At 68.5% G+C, this 23,949-nt stretch carries 23 protein-coding genes and 1 pseudogene; 12 read left to right on the top strand and 12 right to left on the bottom strand.

Annotated features, from left to right (window positions below; genetic code table 11):
• Nucleotide 1: 1 nt before the first annotated feature.
• From rfbA to EV138_RS14710, 6 genes and pseudogenes are all read left to right on the top strand, one after another.
• A complete protein-coding gene (rfbA, locus tag EV138_RS14735; RefSeq protein ID WP_112241643.1) occupies nucleotides 2–880 on the top strand; it encodes a glucose-1-phosphate thymidylyltransferase RfbA in 879 nt (292 codons plus the stop codon).
• 50 nt (nucleotides 881–930) lie between these two features.
• Complete coding sequence (locus tag EV138_RS14730) at nucleotides 931–4,113, top strand: DNA polymerase III subunit gamma and tau (protein ID WP_439648985.1); 3,183 nt, start codon at nucleotides 931–933, stop codon at nucleotides 4,111–4,113.
• A 371-nt stretch (nucleotides 4,114–4,484) separates the two neighbouring features.
• A pseudogene (locus tag EV138_RS38660) lies at nucleotides 4,485–4,769 on the top strand (YbaB/EbfC family nucleoid-associated protein); the annotation flags it as partial.
• Nucleotides 4,770–4,902: 133 nt separating this feature from the next.
• Entirely contained in the window at nucleotides 4,903–5,502 is a 600-nt protein-coding gene (gene recR / locus EV138_RS14720) for a recombination mediator RecR (protein WP_112241639.1), read from the top strand.
• Nucleotides 5,495–6,139: a DUF5063 domain-containing protein gene (locus tag EV138_RS14715; RefSeq protein WP_112241637.1), complete on the top strand. Its 645-nt coding sequence runs from the start codon at nucleotides 5,495–5,497 to the stop codon at nucleotides 6,137–6,139. Before recR ends, EV138_RS14715 begins: the two co-directional genes overlap by 8 nt.
• A gap of 10 nt (nucleotides 6,140–6,149) precedes the next feature.
• The gene (locus tag EV138_RS14710; RefSeq protein ID WP_133979508.1) at nucleotides 6,150–6,806 is read left to right on the top strand and encodes a hypothetical protein; all 657 of its coding nucleotides are present in this window, start codon (nucleotides 6,150–6,152) and stop codon (nucleotides 6,804–6,806) included.
• Here the strand turns inward: EV138_RS14710 and add are convergent.
• Together add and dinB are read right to left on the bottom strand one after the other, a co-directional pair.
• Nucleotides 6,791–7,801 (bottom strand): adenosine deaminase, encoded by a 1,011-nt coding sequence (gene add / locus EV138_RS14705; RefSeq protein WP_133979507.1) that lies wholly within the window; start codon nucleotides 7,799–7,801, stop codon nucleotides 6,791–6,793. The genes EV138_RS14710 and add overlap by 16 nt on opposite strands.
• Nucleotides 7,802–7,843: 42 nt before the next feature.
• Entirely contained in the window at nucleotides 7,844–9,046 is a 1,203-nt protein-coding gene (dinB, locus tag EV138_RS14700) for a DNA polymerase IV (protein WP_133979506.1), read from the bottom strand.
• A 101-nt stretch (nucleotides 9,047–9,147) separates the two neighbouring features.
• Here dinB and EV138_RS14695 point away from each other — a divergent pair, with 101 nt between their 5' ends.
• On the top strand, nucleotides 9,148–10,365 hold the full coding sequence (locus EV138_RS14695) for an MFS transporter (protein WP_238158144.1): 1,218 nt from the start codon (nucleotides 9,148–9,150) through the stop codon (nucleotides 10,363–10,365).
• Between the two features lie 4 nt (nucleotides 10,366–10,369).
• Here the strand turns inward: EV138_RS14695 and EV138_RS14690 are convergent, their stop codons facing one another.
• Together EV138_RS14690 and EV138_RS14685 are read right to left on the bottom strand one after the other, a co-directional pair.
• Entirely contained in the window at nucleotides 10,370–10,912 is a 543-nt protein-coding gene (locus tag EV138_RS14690; protein WP_133979504.1) for a dihydrofolate reductase family protein, read from the bottom strand.
• A gap of 99 nt (nucleotides 10,913–11,011) precedes the next feature.
• Nucleotides 11,012–11,347: an ArsR/SmtB family transcription factor gene (locus EV138_RS14685; protein WP_133979503.1), complete on the bottom strand. Its 336-nt coding sequence runs from the start codon at nucleotides 11,345–11,347 to the stop codon at nucleotides 11,012–11,014.
• A gap of 190 nt (nucleotides 11,348–11,537) precedes the next feature.
• On the opposite strand from EV138_RS14685, the gene EV138_RS14680 reads away from it, so the two are divergent.
• Together EV138_RS14680 and EV138_RS14675 are read left to right on the top strand one after the other, a co-directional pair.
• Nucleotides 11,538–12,806, top strand: coding sequence for an aspartate kinase (locus EV138_RS14680; protein ID WP_133979502.1), 1,269 nt, complete (start codon nucleotides 11,538–11,540; stop codon nucleotides 12,804–12,806).
• Nucleotides 12,803–13,906: an aspartate-semialdehyde dehydrogenase gene (locus EV138_RS14675; protein ID WP_133979501.1), complete on the top strand. Its 1,104-nt coding sequence runs from the start codon at nucleotides 12,803–12,805 to the stop codon at nucleotides 13,904–13,906. The genes EV138_RS14680 and EV138_RS14675 overlap by 4 nt, the downstream gene beginning before the upstream one ends.
• Nucleotides 13,907–13,954: 48 nt before the next feature.
• Here the strand turns inward: EV138_RS14675 and EV138_RS14670 are convergent, their stop codons facing one another.
• Nucleotides 13,955–14,947, bottom strand: coding sequence for a helix-turn-helix domain-containing protein (locus tag EV138_RS14670; RefSeq protein WP_133979500.1), 993 nt, complete (start codon nucleotides 14,945–14,947; stop codon nucleotides 13,955–13,957).
• A 398-nt stretch (nucleotides 14,948–15,345) separates the two neighbouring features.
• On the opposite strand from EV138_RS14670, the gene EV138_RS37995 reads away from it, so the two are divergent.
• Both EV138_RS37995 and EV138_RS14660 read left to right on the top strand, forming a co-directional pair.
• Complete coding sequence (locus EV138_RS37995) at nucleotides 15,346–15,651, top strand: trypsin-like serine protease (RefSeq protein ID WP_238158143.1); 306 nt, start codon at nucleotides 15,346–15,348, stop codon at nucleotides 15,649–15,651.
• Nucleotides 15,652–15,668: 17 nt separating this feature from the next.
• Nucleotides 15,669–16,613, top strand: coding sequence for a phosphotransferase family protein (locus EV138_RS14660; protein WP_133979499.1), 945 nt, complete (start codon nucleotides 15,669–15,671; stop codon nucleotides 16,611–16,613).
• Here the strand turns inward: EV138_RS14660 and EV138_RS14655 are convergent.
• The 5 genes from EV138_RS14655 to EV138_RS14640 form a co-directional block, all read right to left on the bottom strand.
• Complete coding sequence (locus EV138_RS14655) at nucleotides 16,540–18,006, bottom strand: apolipoprotein N-acyltransferase (RefSeq protein ID WP_133979498.1); 1,467 nt, start codon at nucleotides 18,004–18,006, stop codon at nucleotides 16,540–16,542. The two genes, EV138_RS14660 and EV138_RS14655, sit on opposite strands and share 74 nt — an antisense overlap.
• Nucleotides 17,990–18,562 (bottom strand): TetR/AcrR family transcriptional regulator, encoded by a 573-nt coding sequence (locus tag EV138_RS14650; RefSeq protein WP_166678594.1) that lies wholly within the window; start codon nucleotides 18,560–18,562, stop codon nucleotides 17,990–17,992. Before EV138_RS14650 ends, EV138_RS14655 begins: the two co-directional genes overlap by 17 nt.
• 126 nt (nucleotides 18,563–18,688) lie before the next feature.
• Nucleotides 18,689–19,495, bottom strand: coding sequence for a hypothetical protein (locus tag EV138_RS37285; RefSeq protein WP_166678593.1), 807 nt, complete (start codon nucleotides 19,493–19,495; stop codon nucleotides 18,689–18,691).
• Between the two features lie 75 nt (nucleotides 19,496–19,570).
• Nucleotides 19,571–20,446: an NAD(+)/NADH kinase gene (locus EV138_RS14645; RefSeq protein WP_133979496.1), complete on the bottom strand. Its 876-nt coding sequence runs from the start codon at nucleotides 20,444–20,446 to the stop codon at nucleotides 19,571–19,573.
• The gene (locus EV138_RS14640; RefSeq protein WP_133979495.1) at nucleotides 20,443–21,435 is read right to left on the bottom strand and encodes an SPFH domain-containing protein; all 993 of its coding nucleotides are present in this window, start codon (nucleotides 21,433–21,435) and stop codon (nucleotides 20,443–20,445) included. The genes EV138_RS14645 and EV138_RS14640 overlap by 4 nt, the downstream gene beginning before the upstream one ends.
• Nucleotides 21,436–21,518: 83 nt before the next feature.
• On the opposite strand from EV138_RS14640, the gene EV138_RS14635 reads away from it, so the two are divergent.
• Nucleotides 21,519–22,202, top strand: coding sequence for an NUDIX hydrolase (locus EV138_RS14635; RefSeq protein ID WP_238158142.1), 684 nt, complete (start codon nucleotides 21,519–21,521; stop codon nucleotides 22,200–22,202).
• Between the two features lie 7 nt (nucleotides 22,203–22,209).
• On the opposite strand, the gene EV138_RS14630 is transcribed toward EV138_RS14635, so the two are convergent.
• Nucleotides 22,210–23,112, bottom strand: coding sequence for a carbohydrate kinase family protein (locus tag EV138_RS14630; RefSeq protein ID WP_238158141.1), 903 nt, complete (start codon nucleotides 23,110–23,112; stop codon nucleotides 22,210–22,212).
• A 206-nt stretch (nucleotides 23,113–23,318) separates the two neighbouring features.
• A complete protein-coding gene (locus tag EV138_RS14625) occupies nucleotides 23,319–23,948 on the bottom strand; it encodes a CoA transferase subunit B (protein ID WP_133979493.1) in 630 nt (209 codons plus the stop codon).
• Nucleotide 23,949: the final 1 nt, after the last annotated feature.

Raw genomic sequence — 23,949 nt, 5'->3', positions numbered from 1 at the left:
CATGCGAGGCATCATCCTGGCCGGCGGTTCCGGCACCAGACTGCATCCGCTCACGATGGCGGCCAGCAAGCAGTTGCTGCCGGTGTACGACAAGCCGATGATCTACTACCCGCTGTCCACCCTGATGCTGGCGAACATCCGCGAGGTGCTCGTCATCACCACCCCGGACGACGCCGCGCAGTTCCAGCGTCTGCTCGGCGACGGGTCGCAGTTCGGGATGAGCATCTCGTACGCCGTTCAGCCGAGCCCGGACGGACTCGCGCAGGCCTTCCTGATCGGTGAGTCCTTCATCGGCTCCGAGCCGGTCGCGCTGGCTCTGGGCGACAACATCTTCTACGGCCCTGGGCTCGGTCTCCGGCTGCAGACGTTCAACGAGGTCGACGGCGGAGTCGTGTTCGCGTACCGGGTCGCCGACCCGAGCGCGTACGGCGTGGTCGAGTTCGACGCGGAAGGACGCGCGCTCAGTATCGAGGAGAAGCCGGCCGAGCCGAAGAGCAACTACGCCGTACCGGGGCTGTACTTCTACTCCAGCGACGTCATCGAGATCGCCAAGGACATCAAGCCCTCGGCCCGGGGCGAGCTGGAGATCTCGTCGATCAACGACGTGTACCTGAAGGCGAACCGGCTCCAGGTCGAGGTGCTTCCGCGCGGTACGGCGTGGCTGGACACCGGGACGTTCGACTCGCTGATGTCGGCCGGTGAGTTCGTCCGGGCCGTCGAGGTGCGGCAGGGGCAGAAGATCAGCTGCCCCGAGGAGATCGCCTGGCGCCGCGGCTTCATCGACGACGCCGGCCTGCTGCAACGTGCCGACGCGCTGGCCAAGTCGGGTTACGGCAACTACCTCCGCGGCCTCCTCGAGGAACCCGGCCAGCTGCCCTGATCCTGGCCGGGGATCCGCTCGCCCCGGGGTCGTGACGGCCTCGGCACGATTTGTCCGTGGGCGGCGCTAGGGTTGCGGTCGTGGAAGCACCCCTAGCGTTGTACCGCCGATACCGCCCGGAGACGTTCTCCGAGGTGATCGGGCAGGACCATGTCACCGTTCCCCTGCGGAACGCTCTGAGCAACAACCGGGTGAACCACGCCTACCTCTTCTCCGGCCCGCGCGGCTGCGGCAAGACCACCAGCGCCCGGATCCTGGCCCGCGCGATCAACTGCGAGAAGGGCCCGATCGCCGAGCCGTGCGGCGTCTGCAAGTCCTGCACCGACCTGGCCCGCGGCGGCCCCGGCAGCATCGACGTGATCGAGATCGACGCCGCGTCGCACGGTGGTGTCGACGACGCGCGCGACCTGCGCGAGCGGGCGTTCTTCGCACCGGTCGAGAGCCGCTACAAGATCTACATCATCGACGAGGCGCACATGGTGACCACGCAGGGCTTCAACGCCCTGCTCAAGCTGGTCGAGGAGCCACCGCCGCACCTCAAGTTCATCTTCGCCACCACCGAGCCGGACAAGGTGATCGGGACGATCCGGTCCCGGACGCACCACTATCCGTTCCGCCTGGTGCCGCCGAAGGCGCTGGCGGATTACATGGCGACGCTGTGCACGGCCGAGGGCGTGACGATCGAGCCGGCCGCGCTGCCGCTGGTGGTTCGCGCCGGTGCCGGATCCGTGCGGGACTCGCTGAGCGTGCTCGACCAGTTGATCGGTGGTGCCGACGCGGAGGGCGTCACCTACCGGCTCGCGGTCCAGTTGCTCGGCTTCACGCCGGATTCGCTGCTGGATGCCTGCGTGGACGGGTTCGCGGCGCATGACAGCCGGGCTGTTTTCGAGACCATCGAGAAGGTGATCGAGACCGGTCAGGACCCGAAGCGCTTCGCCGAGGATCTGCTCCGGCGACTCCGTGACCTGGTGATCCTGTCCGCAGTACCGAACGCCGTGGCGTCCGGACTGATCGAGGCGGCGGAGGACCAGGGCGAGCGACTGCAGACCCAGGCAGCCGGGATCGGCCCGGCCGAACTGACCCGCGCCGCCGACATCGTCGCCGCCGGTTTGCTGGAGATGCGTGGCGCCACAGCACCGCGCCTCCAACTCGAACTGATCTGCGCCAAGGTCCTGCTCCCCGGCGCCGACGACTCCACCAACGGTATCCAGGCCCGCCTGGACCGAATGGAACGCCGCCTCACCATCGGCGTACCCCCAACCGGTACTACGGGCGCTCCAGCCTCAGCCGGTACTACGGGCGCTCCGGCGCCGGTGGCACATGCAGCAGCCGCGCCGCCGGTAGCTGCTCAGCCGACGCAGCCACTAGCCAGCCCTGGGAGCAACGCCGACGCGCCGGTCCAGGCACCAGCCGCGAACCCGGCGGCCTCCAGCCAAGCCGTTCCCCAGCCAAGCGGTCGTGAGGCGGCCGGCGATCAGGAGACGAACGGCGGTCGGTCCACTGCGAGTGGTCAGACGGCGGACGGGGGGCAGCGGGCAGGCAGGGCGGAGGCTACCGGTCCCGATAGCCGATCTTCGATCGCTGGGACCGCTGGGGGCGGCGAGCCTGCGGATGGCACAGGCGAAACCCCCTCAGTCGGTGCGGACCGTGGGCGGTCGGGGGCTTGGCCGGATGAGTCGGCTGCGGCGCAGCAGGCTACTGGGCATGCTGCGGCGGCGGCTTCGACTGTTCCGGCTGCTCCCGTTGCGTCGAGTCCTGCTGCCCAGGCGGCGGCTCCGGCGGCGGCCGCCGTACCTGCGTCGTCGGGGTCGGTCGGGCTTGCTGATGTCCGGCGGTTGTGGCCGGAGATTCTCGAAGCGGTGAAGAGCAAGCGGCGGTTCGCCTGGATCATGCTCAGCCAGAACGCCCAGGTCATCGCGATCGACGAACAGACGTTGACGCTCGGTCTGGTCAACGCCGGGGCGCGGGAGAGCTTCGCCCGCTCCGGAAGCGACGAGATCCTCCGGCAGGCGATGATCGACACCATCGGCCTGACCCGCCGCGTCGAAGCGGTCGTCGACCCGTCCGCCGATCCAGGCGGCGGTTCCCCGGCTTCACCGCCTCCCGGTCCACCGAGCAGCCCGTCTTCCTGGGACTCTCCACCCGCGTCCGGCGGTCAGTATCAACCGCCGAGCGCGCCCCAAGCGCACTCCTCGGCAGGCGGCTACTCATCGCCCGGTTCTGATCAAGGCGCCGACGGACCGACCGGCCAAGCGCCCGACACCCACGGAGCTGCAGGTCACGGTGGATCAGCCGGCGACGGCTCCGGCTACCCGGCAGGCGATCCTGCGAGCCAAACTCCAGGCGGCGCCCCGAACCCCGCCGCGGGTGCCTCCGGCAACCAAACGCCTGGCGGCGTCGCGAACCCCGCCGCGGGCGCCTCGGGGAACCAAGCGCCTGGGGGCGCCCCCAATCGCGCCTCAGGCGTGCCGGCCCACCAGGTGTCAGGTGCAGCCGGTGGATCGGCGAGCCAGGCGTCGGGTGCTGCCGGTGGGTCAGCGAGCCAGGCGTCAGGTGCTGCCGGTGGGCCAGGCGGCCAGGCGTCAGGTGTGGTCGGTGGGTCGGCCGGTCAGGCGTCGGGTGCTGCCGGTGGGCCAGGCGGCCAGGCGTCAGGTGTAGCCGGTGGGTCGGCGGGTCAGGTGTCGGGTGGGCAGTATGGCGCACCTGGGGGAACCGCGGTGGGCCTCGGCGGATCTGGGGACGGAGCGGTCGGCGTACCGCAGAACGGGTCCTCTGGTCGGTCGCAGGATGTCGTGGGCGGCGCACCTCAGGGGCAGTCGGCAGGTGAGCGGCAGGCGGCCGGCGAGCTCGGGAGCCAGGCGGGTGGTGCCGGAGCTGATCAGTACGACGGTCCGCGGGGCGGGGTGGCAGTAGAGGATCGGGCGGGCGATGCTGCCGTAGTACAGGCTGGTCAGCAGGCGGGTGGGCCGCCGGCGCCGTCTGCCACGCCTGAATCTCCGGATACCCGCCGCGAACAGGCCGCAAGCAAGCGCCGAGCGGCTGAAGCAGCCGTAGCCGCTGAGCTGGCAAGCCGCGCGGCCGCCCGGCCGATGGACGAGGCGCCGCTCACCCCTGAGGAAGAAGCCGAGGCGATCGGTGAGGACGACGTCGTCCTCGAAGAAGACTCGCGCAGTCACACGGACCTCCTCCGCGATGCCCTCGGCGCCCAGATCATCACCGAAGAACCCAACTGACCCAAGCTCCATCACGTAGGGCTGGTCGGGGAAGCCGGGGAGGGGACGCGGGGAGCTGGCGGGGGTCGGGGAAGCCCGGGGACAGGTCGCGGGGAGCTGGCCGGTCGGAGAAGGTCGTCGTCCACAGGGGGTGGGGATGGGCTGTGGGCTTGTGGGGGTAGGGGCGGCCGCTGAGGGAGATGGGGTTGTGCACAGGTTGTGGATAAAGGTGTCCACAACCTGTGGAGAAGGCTTGGGAGACTCATCGGTTTCCGCGGGTACGATGGCTCGCGCCGGGGTTGTCCGCGGGACCGGATAGGCTCGGGTCAACCGAAAGCAGGGAGATCGCGGTGTTCGACGGTGGCGGGGCGCAGGGCGGCGGGGGCTTCGACATGTCCGAGTTGCTCGCCCAGGCGCAGGCGATGCAGAGCCAGCTGATGGAAGCTCAGGCCAACCTGGAGAACCAGGAGGTCGAGGGCACCGCCGGTGGCGGCCTGGTGACCGCGCTGGTGTCCGGCACCGGTGAGCTGCTCAGCCTGACGATCAACCCCCAGGCGGTCGACAAGGACGACACCGAGACGCTGGCCGACCTGATCGTCGCCGCGGTCCGGGACGCCTCGGAGAACGCCAAGGAGGTCGCGGCCCGGGCGATGGGCCCGCTGGCCGGCGGTCTCGGCGGCGGTGGCCTGCCCGGTCTCGGCGGTGGCCTGCCGGGTCTCGACGACGGTCCGTCGCAGGGCGGCACCAGCGGCACCGGCGGTCCGCTCGGGTTCACCCGTCCGGGCGAGCCCGGTCAGAACCCGGGCTGACGTGTACGAAGGAGCCGTCCAGGACCTGATCGACGAGCTCGGCCGGCTCCCCGGCGTCGGCCCGAAGTCCGCGCAGCGGATCGCGTTCCACCTGCTGGCCGCCGACGAGACCGACGTACGCCGGCTCGCGCACGTGCTGGTGCAGGTGAAGGAGAAGGTCAAGTTCTGTGAGATCTGCGGCAACGTCTCGGAGGAGACGCTGTGCCGGATCTGCCGCGACCCGCGTCGCGACCTCGCGCTGATCTGCGTGGTCGAGGAGGCCAAGGACGTCGTGGCGATCGAGCGGACCCGCGAGTTCCGCGGCCGCTATCACGTCCTCGGCGGTGCGATCTCGCCGATCGAGGGGATCGGACCGGACGAGTTGCGGATCAGGGAACTGATGCAGCGGCTCGCCAGCGGTGAGGTGACCGAGATCATCCTGGCCACGGATCCGAACTTGGAGGGTGAGGCGACAGCGACCTACCTGAGCCGGTTGCTCCGGCCCATGGGGTTGCGCGTCACCCGTTTGGCTAGTGGACTTCCAGTAGGCGGTGACCTCGAGTACGCCGACGAGGTCACACTCGGACGGGCGTTTGAAGGGCGACGATCGATCGATGACTGAATCAACCGATATTGCTGAGATTGCTCTGGCCACCGACTCGGAGGACCTGACCGAGTTCGCCGAACAGATCGCCGATCAGGTGCAGAGCTTCCTGATCTCGGTGCGCGACATCGCGGCGCAGCCGGACGAGGACGGCGTCGACGAGGGCCTCGCCTCGCTGCCGTACCTGCTGCTCGAGGTGAGCCAGTTGCTGCTCGCCGGCGGCCGGCTGGGGGCGTTCGAGGACTTCGTACCCGAGGAGCGGTTCGAGAGCGACGCCGGTCCGGACCCGGATCTGGACGCGATGCGCGACCGGCTGGCGATCTTGTTCGAGGGTCTCGACGAGTACGCCGAGGTCTTCGACCCGTACGCCGCACCGCCCGAGATCACCATTAACCGGCTCTCCGACGATCTGACCGCGATCGCCACGGACCTCGTGCACGGCCTCGCGCACTACGAAGCCGGCCGGGTCGTCGAGGCGCTGTGGTGGTGGCAGTTCTCGTACGTGTCGACCTGGGGCGCCGCGGCCAGCGCGGTACTGCGGGCCATCCAGTCCCTGATCGCGCACGATCGCCTCGAGCCGGCCCACGACGCCGAGACCGAGGCCACGGACCGCGAGTTGGTCGAGGTAGCCGAAGAAGTCGTTCAGCGCCGCTGAGCAGCGGGCTGTGTCTGTTCACGACCTGATCCGGCAGTTGCCGGACATCGCCACCGTCCGGCGGGTCAGCCGGGCGTTGGCGGTGCTGGATCTGGTGTTGTGTGAGGATCCCCAGAGCCGGTACTACGTGTTCGACGCGCGCTGGTCGGAGACGGAAGAGGCGGCCCTGATGAACAACGGGTCCGGCGACGCGTACTCGATCGTCTTCTCGCCCGACGGTGTTTACGCGCGCGGGTTCGAGCACGAGTCGTCGATGTCGCCCTACCGGAACGAGTTCGGGCATACCTGGCCGGGCATGTTCGACGGCTTGCCGGCGGAGTTCCACCAGGCGATGGACGAACCGGCGTTCGCCGACGAGGACGGGCGGCGGCTGGTGACGACGTGCTTCTGGCGCCGGACCGACGACGCCGAGTGGTCCTGTGGGCCGGTGAAGAACGTCAGCGACGACGGGGCGGAGGATCTCTTCGACCTCGTGATGGACTCGCGCCCGGAGGCCTACCTCACGTTCGCGGAGGACTACTACGAGCGCGCGCTCGATCTCGAAGCAGTCCGGTACGTCTACGCGCTGATGCCGTTGAGCGAGTACGTCGTGACCTCGCTCAACCCCGAACGACGCCTCGCCGACCTCACCGAAGAGATCGCCGAGATCGGCTACCCGCGCTCCTGAACCAGCTGGTCATCCGCCCGCAGCCAGTCAGTGATGCCGGCCAGCCCGGTCGCCACCAGGTCGGCAGGAGCGTCGCTGGTCTCCAGCGAGGTCCGCGCGATTGCGGCCAGCTGCTCGTCGGACAGCCCGAGCTCGGTCCGGGCCAGCGAGTACTCGTCGTACAGGCCCTTGTCGAACATCAGTGGATCGTCGGCGCCGAGTGAGCAACGCACACCGGCCGCCAACAGAGTCGGCAGCGGATGCGACTCGATCGACGCAGTCACGCCGAGGAGGACATTCGAGGTCAGACACACGTCGAGCGTGGCCTCCCGCTCCACCAGAAACGCCAGTACTGCGGGGTCTTCGGCGGCTCGGATGCCGTGCGCGACCCGGGTGGCGCCCAGCTCCTCGACGACGGCCCGCACGCTTTCCGGCCCGGCCAGCTCACCCGCGTGCGGCGCAGCCGTCAGCCCGGCGTCGCGCGCGATCTTGAAGGCGTTCGCGAAGACAGCGGCCGGTGCGACGGTGTCGTTGCCGGTCAACCCCAGCGCGTGAACACCACGGCCCGCATAGCGTGCTGCGAACCGCGCACGCTCTTCGGCGACCTCAGGCTCGGCGTGCCGCGAGGTTGCCATGGTCAGCCCGAAGCCCACGCCGTACTCGCGGCTGGCCGAGGCGGCCTCGTCCAGCACCATCTCCATCACCTGGTCCGGGCTGCCGAGCGGTGTGTAGAAGAACGGGTCGAAGTGCGGCTGGACCCAGACCACGCCGTCGGCCGCGGCGTCCGCGATCACCTCGCGGACCATCCGGCGGAGGTTCTCCGGGCGCGCCGCGGTCAGCCGGAAGGCGTCCTGGAAGCACTGCTGGAACTCGTCGAAGTCCGCAAAGAGCCGCGGATCCCGCACCGAAATCCCTTCAGCGGCGGCCAGCTCCGCCATCGTCGTCGCTCGCAGTGCCCCCAGCAGATGCAGATGAAGCTCGGCCTTCGGCAGCAGTCGCAGATCTCGGCTCTCCACTGAGTCACTCTAGTCCAGAACCCCTTGAAAACAAAGGGAAACTCAGTCCGGAAGCATCGGTACGGCGAGCCCTTGATCACGCCCCAACAGGGTGCCCCGAGTGATGGCATTGGAGCCGAACTTGTCCCGTACGCCGTCCAGGGCCGAGTCCAGTTCGTCGTTGGCGGCCTTGTCAAAAGGCAGTGCGAGTTGCACGGTCTTCTCGTTCTCCAGGTTGCCGACCGAGATGCCGACCATCGTGATGCCTTGTTTCTCGATCATCGGCCGGGCCGCCGCCATCAGCGAGCGCGCGGTGACCAGGATCGCCCGCGTCTGACCAGTTGCCTGCGGCAACGTATGCGACCGGGTCGCCCGGCTGAAGTCGTCGAACCGCAACCGCAGGGTGACCGTCCGCCCGGCCCGCTCGGCCGACCGCATCCGCCGGGTGACCCGATCCACCAGCCCGGCCAGCACGGCGTCCAGCGTCTCCGCGGACTTGGGCGATCGCCCGAGCGCGCGTTGGGAGCCGATCGAGCGCCGTCGGCGGCCGACTTCGATCGGGCGCGGATCCCGGTTGTGTGCCAGTGCGTGCAGGTGCCGCCCGGAGGCCCGGCCGAGCATCGCGATCAACGCCGCCTCGGGCAGGATCGCCACGTCGCCGACCGTCCGCAGCCCTCGGTTGCGCAACTTCTCCGCGGTCACCTCGCCGACGCCCCACAGCCGCTCGACCGCCAACGGATGCAGGAACTCCAGTTCCTCGTCCGGCGGCACCACCAGCAACCCGTCCGGCTTCGCGACGCCACTGGCCACCTTCGCGAGGAACTTCGTCCGGGCCACGCCGACCGTGATCGGCAGGCCGACGCGAGCCAGTACTTCGGCGCGCAGCCGCCGCGCGATGTCGATCGGGGCGCCGGAGATCTTGCGCAGCCCGCCGACATCGAGGAACGCCTCGTCGATCGACAGCCCCTCCACCAATGGCGTGGTGTCCTCGAACACCTTGAAGACAGCCTTGCTGGCCTCGGAGTACGCCGACATGCGCGGCGGGACCACGATGGCGCCGGGGCATCGGCGGAGCGCCTGGCCGCCGTTCATCGCCGTACGGACGCCGTAGGCCTTCGCCTCGTAGCTGCAGGCGAGCACGACCCCGGCGCCGACGATCACGGGCCGGCCGCGCAGGCGCGGGTCGTCGCGCTGCTCGACCGACGCGTAGAACGCGTCCAGGTCGGCATGCAGGATATCCGCCTCCAGGCCCGACGACACGAACATATGTTCGCATAATCACAGTCGTCTCACTAGTGATCACCAGTGCCGCGACTAGGGAGAAATGCTGAGGCGCACTGTCCGTGTGACAGGACAGAATGCGAGCTATGGACCTGTCGATGTACCGCCTGCTGTGGAGGAACCGGCCTGTCGTGACCTTGATGGGCGCGGCGCTGCTGGCGAGGCTCCCCGTGATGGCGGCGCTGATCCCGGTCTCCTTCCTGGCCAAGGACGCCGCCGGCAACTTCGGCTGGGCGGGCGTCGTCGCGGGTTCCTACTCGATCGGTATGGCGGTCGGCGGGCCGATCTGGTCGAGGCTGGCCGACCGGCGAGGCGGCCGGTGGGTTGTCATCGGCACCGGGGTCGCCTGGGGCGTGGCGATGGCTGTGCTCGCACTGCTGCCCTCCGACTGGTACAAGCTGATGCCGGTGGTCTCCGGAATCGCAGGGGTCGTTGTGTCGCCCGTGACGGCTACTTGCCGAGCTGCATGGCCACGACTCGTCAAAGGGTCGCAGCTGCGCACGGTGTACGCGCTGGATGCGACTGCGCAGGAGGTGCTCTTCTCTGTCGGGCCGATGCTGGGCGCGGTGACGGTCAGCTTCTTCAGCCCGCGCGCCGGAGTACTGGCTGCTGCTCTGTTGGCGGCGGGGTCGATCTGGTGGTTCGGACTGCGTCAGCCGCCGGCGCTGGCCCATGACGAGTCGACAGGTGCGCGGCTGACAGCTCCGCAGCTGCTGTGGCATCGGCACCGCCTGCCACTGATCCTCGCGTTCGGGCTGTCGGTCACCTCGTTCGCGTCGGTCTCGCTGGGGATCGTGGCGTTCGCCGACGACCATGGCAACCGGTTGATCGCCGGTGTCCTGGAGACCGTCTGGGCGATCGGCAGCCTGCTCGGCGGACTCGTGATGGGTGCCCTGCCGGGCAAGCGCGACTCGTACGTCTGGCGGCGGGCACTGCTCGTGTCGCTAGGCATGCTGTCGTGCGTCTTCGCCACCCGTTCCTCTGTGACTCTCGGCATCGGCCTGCTGCTTGCTGGTTGCGTGCTGGCGCCGACCGTCGGTGCTCTGTACGAGCGGCTCGGCGCGCTCACGCCGGATTCGGTGCGTACGGAGGTCTTCGGCTGGATGGTGAGTGCCGGGATGGTCGGCGGCGCGATCGGATCCTCGGTCGCCGGGCAGGTCGTCGAGTCGCTCGGCGTCGAGTATGTCTGGGTGCTCGCCGGCGTCCTGACCTTCCTGGCCGCCATCACCCTGATCCGCATCCCGCCCAACCGCCCCGCCTCGGAGGAATCGGTCCCCGAGGCGGCGGCAGCGGTCGCGACCTGAGTGGTCAGGCCGGGCGGTAGACGGTGTGCAGTACGCCGGTGCTGAACGTGGTGCTCGAGACCAGCTCGAGTGGCTGGGTCTCGCCCTCGTCGAACAGCCGCTGGCCGTGTCCGACGGCGATCGGGTGGACGAGCAGCTGCAGCTCGTCCAGCACCTTCGCACGGAGCAGTGAACGCACCAGCGTGATGCTGCCGACCACGTTCAGGTTCTTGCCCGGTTCGTTCTTCAGTGCGGTCAGGGCTTCGAACGGGTCGCCCTGCAGCAGCGTCGAGTTCTGCCACTCGTCGACCTTGTCCAGCGTGGTCGAGACGACCAGTTTCGGCGTCTCGTTCATCTGTGCGGCCATCTCTTCGTCCGGGCCGACGTTCGGCCAGTAGCCCGCGAACATCTGATAGGTCTTGCGACCCAGCAGCATGGCGTCCGCGGTCTCGGACAGCGAGCCGACGACAGCGCCCATCTCGTCGTTGAAGTACGGGAAGTGCCAGGTCTCCGGCGCCTCCACCACTCCGTCCAGTGAGATGAACAGGCTGGCGACGATCTTCCTCATGGTGGTCTCCTCATCGGTGTCGGCTGGTTGCCTTCACCGCTGCGTCGACCGGTCGACCGGCAGATCGACATTCTGCGCGAAAACTTTCTTGGGGCGGCTTCAAGCGTCCTTCGGAGCGGCCCGGCGGCCTCGGCGCAGCTCGGTGTCGAGGGCGTCCAGGCGGTTCGTCCAGAACTTGCGGTAGCGGTCCAGCCACGCGTCGATCTCCTGCAGCGGGCCGGGCGCGACGGCGTACAGGCGGCGGGTGCCGTCGACGGTGACGGTGGCGAAACCGTTGTCACGCAGTACGCGCAAGTGCTGCGAGACGGCGGGCTGACTGATGCCGAACTCGGTCCCGATCGTGCTCGCGATGCTGCCGGCCGGGAGTTCGGAGTCGGCCAGCAGTTCCAGGATCCGGCGGCGGACCGGGTCGCCGAGGATGTCGAAGGCGTGCATGACCTCACTATTTCAGTCTTCACTTATATGAACAAGTGGTCTGCCCGGGACCGACCAGGTGCTGGTCAGCCCGCAGACAACCGCGCGTTCACGGCTAGAATGACCCCGAACGACTACGTCTTGTGCAGCGCGGCACGGCGTACCGCAACCAGTGTTGCCGCTGGGGATTCAAGCTATGAGGAGCTGCTCTGTGGGACGCGTCGTGCACAAGTACGGCGGTTCTTCGGTCGCTGACGCCGATTGCATCAAGCGCGTGGCCCAACGGATCGTCGCGACGAAGAAGGCCGGGAACGACGTGGTGGTGGTCATCTCCGCCATGGGCGACACCACCGACGAACTGATGGATCTGGCCAAGCAGGTCTCCCCGCTGCCGCCACCGCGCGAACTGGACATGCTGCTCACCTCGGGTGAGCGGATCTCCGCCGCGCTGCTGGCGATGGCGATCGCGAACCTCGGCTACGAAGCGCGGTCGTTCACCGGCTCGCAGGCCGGTGTGATCACCACCGCGGCGCACGGGAACGCGCGGATCATCGACATCACGCCGGGCCGGATCGAGGACGCGCTCGCCGAGGGCCACGTCGCGATCGTGGCCGGCTTCCAGGGCGTCGCGCAGGACACCAAGGACATCACCACGATGGGTCGCGGCGCGTCCGACACCACCGCGGTCGCGCTGGCGGCGGCGCTGGAGGCGGACTACTGCGAGATCTACACCGACGTGGACGGCATCTTCACCGCGGATCCGCGGATCGTGCCGGCCGCCAAGCAGATCCCGAAGATCTCCTACGAGGAGATGCTCGAGATGGCTGCCTGCGGTGCGAAAGTCCTGCACCTGCGGTGCGTGGAGTACGCGCGCCGCTACAACGTCCCCGTCCACGTGCGCTCGTCCTTCTCCCAGAAGGAAGGCACCTGGGTCGTCGATGCGAAGGATATTCAGAACATGGAACAGGCGATCATCTCCGGCGTGGCCCACGACCGTGGCGAGGCCAAGATCACCGTGGTCGGCGTGCCCGACAAGCCGGGTGAGGCGGCCCGGATCTTCGAGACGGTCGCCAATGCCGAGACCAACATCGACATGATCGTGCAGAACGTCTCGGCGGTCGCCACCAACCGGACCGACATCTCCTTCACGCTGCCCCGCGCCGACGGCGCCCGGGCGATGTCCGCGCTGGCCCGGATGAAGGACGAGGTCGGCTACGAGCAACTGCTGTACGACGACCAGATCGGCAAGGTGTCGGTGATCGGCGTCGGGATGCGTTCGCACCCCGGTGTCTCGGCGAAGTTCTTCTCCGCCCTGGCCGACGCCGGTGTGAACATCGAGATGATCTCCACCTCGGAGATCCGGATCTCGGTGGTAGTGGACGAGAACCTGGTGGACGCCGCCGTGACCGCGGCGCACACCGCATTCGACCTGGACGACGAGCACACCCAAGCTGTCGTCTACGGAGGAACAGGACGGTGACCCCTGTGAGCGCAACGCTGGATCGGACCGAGGACCGCACGGGACTCCCTACGCTGGCGGTGGTCGGCGCGACCGGAGCCGTCGGCACGGTGATGCTCACCCTGCTCTCCACCCGGGAGAACGTCTGGGGTGAGATCCGTCTGATCGCGTCGGAGCGCTCGGCAGGCAAACGGCTCAAGGTGCGCGGCGAGGAAGTCGAAGTGGTCGCGATCAGCGCGGACGCCTTCGACGGCGTCGACGTGGCGATGTTCGACGTACCGGACGAGGTGTCGCTGCACTGGGCGCCGATCGCGGCGGCCAAGGGGGCGGTCGTGGTGGACAACTCCGGCGCGTTCCGGATGGACCCGGACGTCCCGCTGGTGGTGCCCGAGGTGAACGCCGAGGCGGCCCGCAACCGGCCGAAGGGCATCATCTCGAACCCGAACTGCACGACGCTGTCGATGATCGTCGCGATGGGCGCGCTGCACCACCGGTACGAGCTCGAGCAGCTGATCGTCGCGTCGTACCAGGCGGCCTCGGGTGCCGGTCAGGAAGGCATCGACGCGCTCTACGACCAGCTGATGAAGGTGGCCGGCAATCGCGAACTGGGGACGACGCCTGGCGACGTACGCCGGGTGATCGGCAACGCGCTCGGGCCGTTCCCGGCGCCGCTGGCGATGAACGTCGTACCGTGGGCCGGTTCGCTCAAGGACGACGGCTGGTCGTCGGAGGAGCTCAAGGTTCGCAACGAGTCCCGCAAGATCCTGAACCTGCCGGAGCTGAAGGTGTCGGCGACCTGCGTGCGGGTCCCGGTGATCACGACGCACTCGCTGTCGGTGCACGCCCGGTTCGGCCGCGAGGTCGACGTGGAAGAGGCCCGCGAGGTACTACGGGACGCGCCCGGCGTACTCGTGTTCGACAACCCCGCCGAGGCCGAGTTCCCGACGCCGGCCGACGTCGTCGGCACCGATCCGACCTGGGTCGGCCGGATCCGCAAGTCGCTGGACGACCCGCAGGCGCTGGAGTTGTTCGTCTGCGGTGACAACCTGCGCAAGGGTGCCGCACTGAACACCGCTCAGATCGCCGAGGTCGTCGCCAAGGAATTCACCGCGGCCAAGTAAGAACAAATGTGCTGGGACCCCGGACTATTTGTCCGGGGTCCCATTCTTTTAGAGCCAGTTCTCCCGGGCCGCGTGCAATGCCAATTGAAAGCGGGTGCTCGCGCCGGTGCGATTCATCAGTCGCTCCAGGTAACGGAAGAACGTACGGCGGCTGATACCCAGCGTGCGGGCGATCGTGTCGTCTGCTGCGCCCGTCGCCAGGAGGGCCAGTAGCCGGCGTTCGATCGGTTCCAGCCGGTCGTCCTCGGTGCCGACGGACGCGTGCAACGGCAGCGCGTTACGCCAGCAGAGCTCGAACATGCCGATCAGCGCGGTGAGCAGGCTGCTCGGCCGGATGATCAGCAGGGACCGGTTCACGTCGGTGTCGCGCACCGACATCGACACGAACGCGATCGAGCCGTCGATGATCGTCAGCTTCGCCGGTACGTCGGGCAGCACGCGGGCCTGTTCGCCGGCTTCCACGCAGGGCAGGATGTTCTCGGTCAGGTAGCCGGGCACCTCGACGGACTCGGGCGAGTAGACCACTCGGTACGCGACGTTGCGGTTGAGCTGCTCGATCTCCATCTGGTTCGGCCCCGCGCCGAGGTAGTACGGCGGGGAGTCGATGGCGAGGATCTCGCGTTGTGCACTGCCCTTGATCTGGTTGATCCGCTCGACGATCGCCGTACCGCTGACCACTTCGATCAGGTGGGTGGTGGACTCGTTGTGCACGGTCCGGCGGAACTCGTCGTACGCGTTCAGGACCTCGATCCTGGCCTGCTTGAGCTCGGACTCGCGGCGCAGGGTGAGCGCCTCCAGACCGGCGTCGGGTGGCACCGGCAGGAACCTCGAGTGGTCTGTTCCGGAGCGCCGGGCCAGGCCGGCGGTGACCAGTCCGCCCAGGGTGCTCTCGATCCCGGCCGCCTGGTCGGGCACGGCCTCGTCCAGCTCCGTGACCGAGGACGGTCCCGTCCGGAGCAGATGCTGGTAGACCCGGATCTCGTCGTCGCTGAGGCCGAGCACGCGTAAGTGGTCGGCACGCTCCGTGTCGGTCGAGCTCATGGCTCTTCCCTCCCTCCCCACTGCGGTCACTGGCGGCTACCGCCAGTCCAGGGTAAGACGGGCTGCAACACCTTGTGAGCACTGTCCGTATCCCGGCAGGTGCACCGAGCGATAATTGTTGTTCCGTCAGCATTCTTGTGCCGTGTCACCATCTGGCCACCATTTCTGCGCAGTTGTGAGCGAGAATTGAGGTCCAGCAGCCCGGCGACGGACCACCTGAGCGCCGCCGGGCTGCTGTTCCAATTCTGGCGTGAGTTCTCTTTGCCGTCAGCGACCCCCGTTTCGGTTGGGTCTCAATCCCGGCGCATCGGTGCCCTCGCACTCCAGTGCCATCACCGGCTGTGCTGGAGGGTGTACAAACTGTGCAACTCCATCGTGAGGCGATGAGGAGACACCCGATGCGTCTGAGTCTGCCCCGGCTTGTGACTGCTGCTGTGAAGACCGCCCTCTTGGGTGCGATGACCGCCGCCCTGGTCATCGTGCCGGCCCACTCGGCGAGTGCCCGGACCACCTCCGCCCAAGGTGATCCGAGCCCCCGAGTCGTCGGTGGAACCCGCGCGGCGCTAGGTGAGTTTCCGTGGATGGTGAGGCTGTCCATGGGATGTGGTGGTGCGATGTCCACCAATCAGCTAGTGCTGACCGCCGCGCACTGCGCGGGTTCCACCGGCAACAAGACCGTCGTACCGGTTGAAGAATGGCGGTAGCGCTTTAGCATCCTGCTGTGTCTGCTGACGCTGTCGACCCGCAGCTCGAACTCGCGAAACGGCTGGTGCGTGAGACCTTCGGAGTACGAGCGACCGAACCCGAGCCGCTGGCAGCCGGTGAGTGGTCGCAGGCGTACGAGCTGACTCTCGACGGTGCACAGGTGGTGGTGCGGGTCGGCAAGCACGGAACGGACTTCGCCAAGGACGAGGTCGTTGCCGGCCTTGCCGCTCCCGACCTGCCGGTGCCGACAGTCCTCGCCAGGGGTGAGTTCGAGGGCTGGCACTATGCGGTCTCCGCTCGCGCGCACGGGATCGCTCTCGACGACCTTTCCGGCGCTGAGATGGCACAGCTGTTGCCGAGCTTGCTGACCGTGCTCGACGAGATCGGCGGCGTCGAGCTCGTTGGGACGGAGGGCTACGGGGGATGGAGCCCGGACGGGCGAGCGCCGTACGGGACGTGGGCCGAGGCGTTGCTGGCGATCGGGACAGAGACGGACCGGGTTCCTGGGTGGCGCGCGGCGCTGGCCCGCTCCGAGTTCGGGATCGAGCCGGTCGAGGCCGGGCTGAGCGCACTTGCTGCACTTGCGCCCTACCTGCCTGACGAACGCCGGCTGATTCATGGCGACCTGCTGAACCGCAACGTGCTCTGCGCTGACGGCGGTGTCTCTGCGGTCCTGGACTGGGGCAATGCGTTGTACGGCGACAGCCTCTACGACGCCGCGTGGCTGATCTACTGGTGGCCGTGGTACCCGGAGTGGGCCGCCGTCGACATCAGGTCCGAGCTGTCGGCTCACTGGACCGCCTCCGGGTCAGCCCCGGTCAACCTGCGGGAGCGCCTGCATGCGTACCTCCTCCACATCGGGCTCGACGCCATCGCGTACTGCGCCTTCAAAGGGCGCTGGGAGGATGTCCGCTCGAACGTCGACGTCGTGGTCGCGCTGACCAGCAGCAGCCCACGGTGAGGAGGACGCAGAGGTAGGCGAACCAGTCGCCCAGACGGGTGTACGGCGTTTGCGCGATGCCTGGGGTCAGGGTGCCGATGAGAGTGGCTGACTGGTTGGAGGCGGCGGGTCGTTCGCTGACGACGCGGCCGTGTTGGTCGGTCAAGGTCAGGAGGCCTTTGCTGCCGTCGCGGGCCATCGGGATGCCGTTCTCGACGCCGCGGAGCAGGGCCATCCGACTGTGCAGCCAGCCGTCGTTGTCGAAGTCGAGGGCGGGAACCAGGAGCAGGTCGACGTCCGCCTTGCCGTACTGGCGGGAAAGAGCAGGGAAGTCCAGGTCCTTGCAGATCAGCACGCCCCACCGCTCGCCGGCCGGACCGTCCAGCAGACCGAGCTGATCACCTGAGGCGTACGGCTCAAGCCCGGGGATCAGGTGGTGTTTGTCGTACGCCGTGGGTGCGCCGCCGGCCGGCGAGAACACCAGTGCGCGGTTGTAGTCGTTGCCCTGGTCGCCGAAGACGGTCAGGCCGACGACGAGTGTCACTTTGTTGCTTGTGGCAAGCTTTTGGAAGGTTGCCGACAAGCCGGGGAGAGCCGAGGCCTGGAGGTCGATGATCTTCTCCGGCAGGAGGACGACCTGAGCGCCTTGGCGAGCTGCCTCGTTGATCGCGCGCGTGTAGTTCCTCAGGATCGAAGGACCTCCCGGCGTCGTCCAGTTCGAGTCGTCGTCGGTGTTGGCCGACACCACAGCGATCCGGATCGGCGGGTTGGCGCTCGGGGAGTCGCTCAGCCGCCAGGCGCCGTACCCGATGGTGCCTAGGGCAACCATCGCGAGACTGATCGAGACCTGGAGTACGGCGCGTCGCTGGATGCCGGGTGCGAAGAGGATCGCCAGCGCGGCGGCGGGAAGCATGAGCAGGAAGGAGATTCCCCAGGGCCCGGTCAGCGAAACGAGCTGAACGACTGGCCGTACCTCGGCCTGGGTGTAAGCAAGGCTGGTGAACGTCCCATGGGGTGACACCGTGGCGACGACGAAGTCGCAGGCCGCCCAGCAAGCCGGTCCCGCCAACGCGGCAAGGAAGAACCGGCGTCGCACTGCCAAGGCGCGAAACAACAGGACGGTTGCAGTGAAGACGCCGGCGAGGAGCAGCAGGAAGCTGAGTGTCGGCGGTGGAAGCTCGAGGTCCTGCAGGAGATAACGCCAGAGGTTCGCCAGTCCGAGTGACCAGCCGGCGAAGGCGGTCAACGCTGCCAGGCGACCGCTCACGTGCGGCGCCAGCAGGAAGACGGGCAGGGGCGCAAGCCAGGTGAGGGCGGGAATGGTGGTCAGCCCGGACCCGAAGTACAGGGCTGTGGCGGTGAGCAGGATCGCCAGTACGGCGTACCGGCGGGGGTGGTCAGCGACGAAGTCCATCGATCATCCTTTCGCCCAGGCTCAGACAGAGGGCGCGGAAATCGCCGGCGGGCATGCCGATCCGGTCGCCGTGGTAGAGCTGGATCAAGCCGTGCAGGAAGGCGGCGATCATCAGGCTGGACTCCCAGATGTCGTCGTCACGGAAGAGTTGCTGCTCCACGCCGGCCGCGACGGCGTCGGCGAGCAGCGTGAAGGTTGGCGACTTGCGGGCCTTGAAGTCGGCCGGGAACTGCCGGGCCTGGTCGCGTCGCTCGGTGAACATGTACGCGTAGAGCCGCGGCTGCGCGAGCGCGAAGTCGACGTGATCGACGAGCATCTCCCGGAGCCGCGCGTCCGCCGCCGTACTGCGCGGCTCCGCCGCCCAGCGTGCCATCAGTTCCGCGAACGCGGCGTCGGCCACCTCGTGCAGCAAGGCGTCCCGGTCCGGGAAGTACTGGTAGATCGCCATCGGCGTGATCCCCACCGCGGCGGCGACCCGGCGCATGCTGACGCCGTCGGCGCCTTTCTCGGTGAGCAGCCAACTGGCGGCGGCGACAATCCGGTCCTTCGTGGTCATGCACATCATTCAACGCAATTACCTATACGCCGTATAGGTGGAATAACCCCGGCTCACCCCTGAGAAAGCCCCCCGACCCGGAACGGGGTCGGAGGGCTCATCGGTGCAACGGAGCGCGGCGACGCGTCAGTGGTGACCCCCGCCGTCCCCGCCACCATGCCCGCCGCCGTGCCCGCCTCCGTCGAAGCCGCCGTGATCGCCATGACCGCCGTCGAAGCCGCCGTGCCCGCCGCCGTGATGACCACCGCCGTGTCCGCCGCTCCAGCCCCAGCCTCCGGCGGCGTCGGTCTGCGTCTGGAACGAGGCGAGCGCGACATAGCTGGCCCCGGCACCGGCGCCGAAGTACCCACGCCCGTACGGCGCGATCGCGGCGCCGGCCTCCCAGTACGGCACCCGGCGGTTGCCGATCACGACGTACCGCACCTCGGGGTCGTCACCCTCCTTCAGGCGCGCCGCGTCCTGCGCACACGCCGGCACCTTGCGCGTGCCGCGAGCAGGCTGGTTCCAGATCACGTCGGTCGTCGACGGGCCGTGCTGGGGATTGAAGAAGCAGGGCACTCGCCGCTCGGGAACGGGCTCGCCCGCGACCCGCGCCCGGACACAGACGATCGCGTACCGTCCGGCCGCCAGCGCGTCTGTCACCGCACTGACGGTGTCGGCCGAGCTGATCCCGCCCACCGCACGCTGGGCCTCCTCATAGGCGTCGAGTCCGCGTTGGTAGTCGACCCGGGTCTCCGCATCCAGGTCCAGGCCGTCCACGACGGCGCCGAGCCGGGCGAGCTCCTCACCGAGCAGCGTCACGTCCTCGTCGGCCAGCTTCTTGACCTGCTCGAGTTCGGCGGCGTCACCTCGCTTGGCGGCGCGCCGGTCCCACACGTAGCGGCCGGCGAGGGCCACCCCACCACCACCGAGCACAGCCAGTAACCAAGTCATCAGCCCACGGTAAGAGCCCAGGCGGTCACCACGGCCGACCTCGCGGCATCCGGGCTGTGGATTTGCTGTGGTTGCTCAGCGGACCAGTCGGAGGCGGGTTTCGGCGATCGCGATCTCGGCGCGCTGGCCCCAGCTGAGCGACAAGGTGTCGGATTCGATCCCGTCGCCGAAGACGACCAGGTCGGACTCGGCCGTCACGGTCAGCCGGTCGGCTGCGGCCAGCAGACCTTCCGTACAAGCCGTCCCGGTCGCCGGTGACGGCCAGGCTTCGCGCACGAACCAGCACAGCGCGGGATCGGTCGGACCCGGCAGCCTCAGCGTCGAGTGCCGTTCCTGCCAGGCTGAGCGGCACCACCCCGTTGACCCTGTGCCGGTGCCGACCAGCAGACCCGATGACGACTGCCGCTCCTGAAGACCCTCCGGGGACGCGAGCCGGTAGCGCGCCGACTGATGCGTCCGATGTCCCACGTACACCTCGTTCAAAGCCAGCAGCTTCTGTCCGTCATCGGTGCTAGCGGCAACCATCGTGCGCTCCTCGACGGTGAACCCGTGCAGCAACTCCAGTACGGCGTCAGGCTCATGCGGAACCAGTACGCCGGGGTTGCGCGCGGGCTCCGGGTTGACCCCGATCACCGGCTGTCCGTCCAGGTACTTCGCCACGTTGGCCACCAGTCCGTCCTGGCCGACCGCGATCACCAGATCCTCCGGCCCGAACACGAACCGGTCCAGGTCGTTGCGCTCGGCAACAGCACGGCGCCAGTCCAGCGGAATCGCGGCCGACACCGTCGCGAGAGCCTGCTGCTGGGCCTGGTGCCGCGCATCCAGTTCGGCCAGGTCGCGGCCGCGGCTGGTCAGGAAGAAGCCGGCCTGCTGGCGGGTGCCGTGCCGGGCGACCAGCTCGGTGAGTTCGGTCGCCCGGTGCACCACCACGGCCCGGGGTGGCAGGCTCATTCCTGGTTCGCCAGCTTCGCGAGCAGCGGCGTGATCAGATCCGGCGTCAGGTTGAGCGTGCCGATCTCCGGCAGCGCGCCCTGCTTGATGGCGAGCGCGAGGATCGTGCCCTGGCTCAGGTCGGCGTACGCCTCGAGCAGGGCCTTCTCCGCGGCAGCCTCGGCCGCACCCAGGACACGCTTCGCATCCGCATCCGCTTCGGCCAACTGGCGCCGCCGGGACGCCGAAGCCTCGGTCTCGATCCGTCCGGCCGCGGCGGCCTCGGTCGCCCGTTGGCGTTCGTTCTGGCCCTTCTGGGTGACCAGTTGTTCCTCACGCCGGGCCAGTTCGATCTGGTTCTGCAGTTCGTTCTCGGCGATCGACCGCTCCCGCTCGACGGCCATCGCGCGCCGCTCGTACGTCGCCTTGTCGGCCGCCTGCTGCACCATCTCGCGCGTCGGCGTCTGCAGCGCCCGCTCCACATCGCTTTCCGCCCGTACCGCGACCACGCGGACGTCCTCGACGCCGATCCCGATTCCCGTCAGCCGCTGGTCCTCGCGCAAGCCGGTGCTCACTGCGAGCCGGAGCGAGGCCATGCCCTCGGACAGTGCCTGCGTCAGTGTCATCCGGGCCAGCAGGTCCAGCGCGGTCTGTTGCGCGAGCTCGGTCAGCAGGCCGCCGAGTTGTTCCAGGGGCGTCGCTCGCCACAACCCGGTGTCCGGGTCGATGCCGAAGTCCAGCCTGGTCGAGGCGAGGGCCGGGTCGATCACCCGGTAGGTCACGGTGGCCTGCACGACTACGTCCTGGAAGTCGACCGTCCGCCCGTGGAACAGCAGCGGCTGCTCCCGGTCGTCGATCGGGATCTCGCTCAGGGACGAGTTCAGGGCCCGGAACCAGAAGGCCTGGCCGGCTCCGTCGTGGGCGAGCTTCCCGTTGCGCAGGTGCCGCACGTGGGTGGTCGGGTTGGCCCGTAGGTGGCTGATGAACCGGAACCTGGTGATGTCCGCCATGTCGCTGTCTCCTCTTTTGTCGTCACTTTGACGATAAGGGTCCGGATCGCTTTTCGTCAAGGTGACGATTAAGGTACGTCGGTATGGACTTCGAGCCGATGGGCGTCGCCGCCGACCTGGTGATCCTGACCGTTCGCGACGGCTCCCTGCAGGTGCTGCTGATCCGGCGCGGCATCGAGCCGCACAAGGACCGCTGGGCGCTCCCCGGTGGCTTCGTCCGGCCGGCGGAAGACCTGGAGGCCGCGGCCCGGCGCGAGCTCGCCGAGGAGACCGGGCTGGTGTCCGACCGGATCCACCTCGAGCAAGTCGCGACGTACGGCGAACCCGGCCGTGATCCCCGGGGCCGGGTGGTGAGCGTGGCGTACCTGGCGCTGGTTCCGGATCTACCGGCGCCGATCGCCGGCACCGACGCCGCCTCGGCGAGCTGGGTGCCCGCGGACGAAGTACTGGCTGATCCGGGACGGCTCGCGTTCGATCATCACCGGATCCTGCTCGACGGGGTGGAGCGGGCTCGGGCGAAGCTGGAGTACTCGCCGCTGGCGACGGCGTTCTGCGCGGACGAGTTCACCATCTCGGAACTGCGCGGGATCTACGAAGCGGTCTGGGGTACGCCGCTCGACCCGCGAAACTTCCATCGCAAGGCGACCAAGACCGACGGCTTCGTCGTACCGCTCGGCACGACCACCACCCGCGACGGAGGGCGGCCCGCGCAACTCTTCCGTCGCGGCCCGGCGACGTTCCTGCACCCACCGCTCACGCGCGGGTGACCAGCCGTCAGTCGGTGGACAGCTCCTTGAGGATCAGGGTCATCAGTTGTTCGGCGGTGATCAGGTCGGTGTGCGTGCCGTGCGAACCGCACGCCCAGGCGCCCGCGATCGAACCCGCCTCAGCGGCCTCCCGCCAACTCCGGCCATCGAGCCAGGTCGCCAGGAAGGCGGCGACATAGGCGTCCCCGGCGCCGTTGGTGTCGACGACCGGCCGATCCGGGATCTCGACCGGAGGAATGTGGACCGGCTTCTCGGTCGCCACGTGCAGATAGCTCCCGTCGGCACCGGCCATCGCGACCACGGCCTGGGCCCGGCCGTGCGTGAAGATCCAGCCGATCGCGTCGTCCGGGAGCGCCTGGGCCGACACGAACACCACGTCGGCGGCCGTCGCGAAGTCCCGGTGGTAGTCGTCGACGCCGTCCCAGTCGTGCAGGTCGGTGGACATCGAGCAATCGGCCATCGCAAGATCCGGCAGAGCCTGCCGGGCGAAATCCATGATCGAGACGTGCACGTGCCTGGTCCGGGTCAGGTCCGGGCGCCAAAGATCCGGGTGCACCTTGAATCCGTCGTACTGCGGCCGGCGGGGGTCGTACAGGGAGACGCGGCGCCCGTCGGGGGAGACGAGGTTCACGGACCGCCGGGTGCCGCAGGGTGTGACGACCGAGGTGAACGGGATGCCGAGCCTCTGGTAGGTCCAGCGGATCCGGTCGCCCTCGTCGTCGTCACCGATCACATCCGCGATCGCCGCGTCCAGCCCGAGTCGATGGCAGCCCAGCGCGACACCGTGCCCGGTGTGCCCGACGTACGACTCGATCGGTGCCACCGGGATCGTCTCCCGGTCCGGCAACGGCAATTCCGGCACCCGCACGATCGTGTCGACACCCACCCCACCGATCACGAACACATCCACGCCTACCACCTGTCCCCACTCGCCCGCTTCATTCCCGCACAGTCAACCGTCCACCACAAGACCGCGCCCATGTTCGTGGGACGACTTGACCCTGCACTGAGGTTGGCATCGCCCCACCGTGTTCTCAGACACGTCGGGTGCTCGGGCGGTGGTGCGGACGTACGACGGCCGCCCGGGTGCTCACCGGGCGGCCGTCGGAGTGGGACTCACTGCTTGATGGGGGCGCCGGTCTTCTCCTGGAGCTCCTCGAAGGTGACGCCGTCGGCCAGTTCGACCAGCCTGAGGCCGTCGTCGGTGACATCGAGGACGGCCAGGTCGGTGATGATCCGGTTGACCACGCCGCGACCGGTGTAGGGCAGGTCGCACTCCTCGAGGATCTTGTGCGAACCGTCCTTGGCGACGTGCTCCATCAGCACGATCACCTTCTTCGCGCCGTGGACCAGGTCCATCGCGCCGCCCATCCCCTTGACCATCTTGCCCGGGATCATCCAGTTCGACAGGTCGCCCTTGGCCGACACCTGCATGGCACCAAGGATCGCCGCGTCGATCGCGCCACCGCGGATCATCCCGAACGACAGCGACGAGTCGAAGAACGACGCCCCCGGCAACGTCGTCACGGTCTCCTTGCCGGCGTTGATCAGATCCGGGTCCTCGTCGCCCTCGACCGGGTACGGGCCGACGCCGAGGATGCCGTTCTCGCTCTGCAACACGACGGTGACGCCGTCGGGGATGTAGTTCGGGACCATCGTCGGCAGGCCGATGCCGAGATTGACGTACGAACCGTCCTCCAGCTCCGACGCGGCCCGGGCGGCCATCTGCTCACGGGTGAGCGGCATC

The organism is Kribbella voronezhensis, assembly GCF_004365175.1.
Lineage (GTDB): Bacteria > Actinomycetota > Actinomycetes > Propionibacteriales > Kribbellaceae > Kribbella > Kribbella voronezhensis.
The sequence above is the reverse complement of the archived record's forward strand: the minus strand, read 5'-3'. Positions and strand labels throughout refer to the sequence as shown.

Coding starts and splice junctions, on each gene's coding strand:
- EV138_RS14625 (WP_133979493.1), bottom strand. CDS start 23,948: ATGCCGCTCACCCGTGAGCAGATGGCCGCCCGGGCCGCGTCGGAGCTG.
- EV138_RS14640 (WP_133979495.1), bottom strand. CDS start 21,435: ATGGCGGACATCACCAGGTTCCGGTTCATCAGCCACCTACGGGCCAAC.
- EV138_RS37285 (WP_166678593.1), bottom strand. CDS start 19,495: ATGACTTGGTTACTGGCTGTGCTCGGTGGTGGTGGGGTGGCCCTCGCC.
- rfbA (WP_112241643.1), top strand. CDS start 2: ATGCGAGGCATCATCCTGGCCGGCGGTTCCGGCACCAGACTGCATCCG.
- EV138_RS37995 (WP_238158143.1), top strand. CDS start 15,346: ATGCGTCTGAGTCTGCCCCGGCTTGTGACTGCTGCTGTGAAGACCGCC.
- EV138_RS14690 (WP_133979504.1), bottom strand. CDS start 10,912: ATGAGGAAGATCGTCGCCAGCCTGTTCATCTCACTGGACGGAGTGGTG.
- EV138_RS14685 (WP_133979503.1), bottom strand. CDS start 11,347: ATGCACGCCTTCGACATCCTCGGCGACCCGGTCCGCCGCCGGATCCTG.
- EV138_RS14670 (WP_133979500.1), bottom strand. CDS start 14,947: ATGAGCTCGACCGACACGGAGCGTGCCGACCACTTACGCGTGCTCGGC.
- EV138_RS14695 (WP_238158144.1), top strand. CDS start 9,148: ATGGACCTGTCGATGTACCGCCTGCTGTGGAGGAACCGGCCTGTCGTG.
- EV138_RS14645 (WP_133979496.1), bottom strand. CDS start 20,446: ATGAGCCTGCCACCCCGGGCCGTGGTGGTGCACCGGGCGACCGAACTC.
- EV138_RS14715 (WP_112241637.1), top strand. CDS start 5,495: ATGACTGAATCAACCGATATTGCTGAGATTGCTCTGGCCACCGACTCG.
- EV138_RS14635 (WP_238158142.1), top strand. CDS start 21,519: ATGGACTTCGAGCCGATGGGCGTCGCCGCCGACCTGGTGATCCTGACC.
- EV138_RS14650 (WP_166678594.1), bottom strand. CDS start 18,562: ATGACCACGAAGGACCGGATTGTCGCCGCCGCCAGTTGGCTGCTCACC.
- dinB (WP_133979506.1), bottom strand. CDS start 9,046: ATGTTCGTGTCGTCGGGCCTGGAGGCGGATATCCTGCATGCCGACCTG.
- EV138_RS14655 (WP_133979498.1), bottom strand. CDS start 18,006: ATGGACTTCGTCGCTGACCACCCCCGCCGGTACGCCGTACTGGCGATC.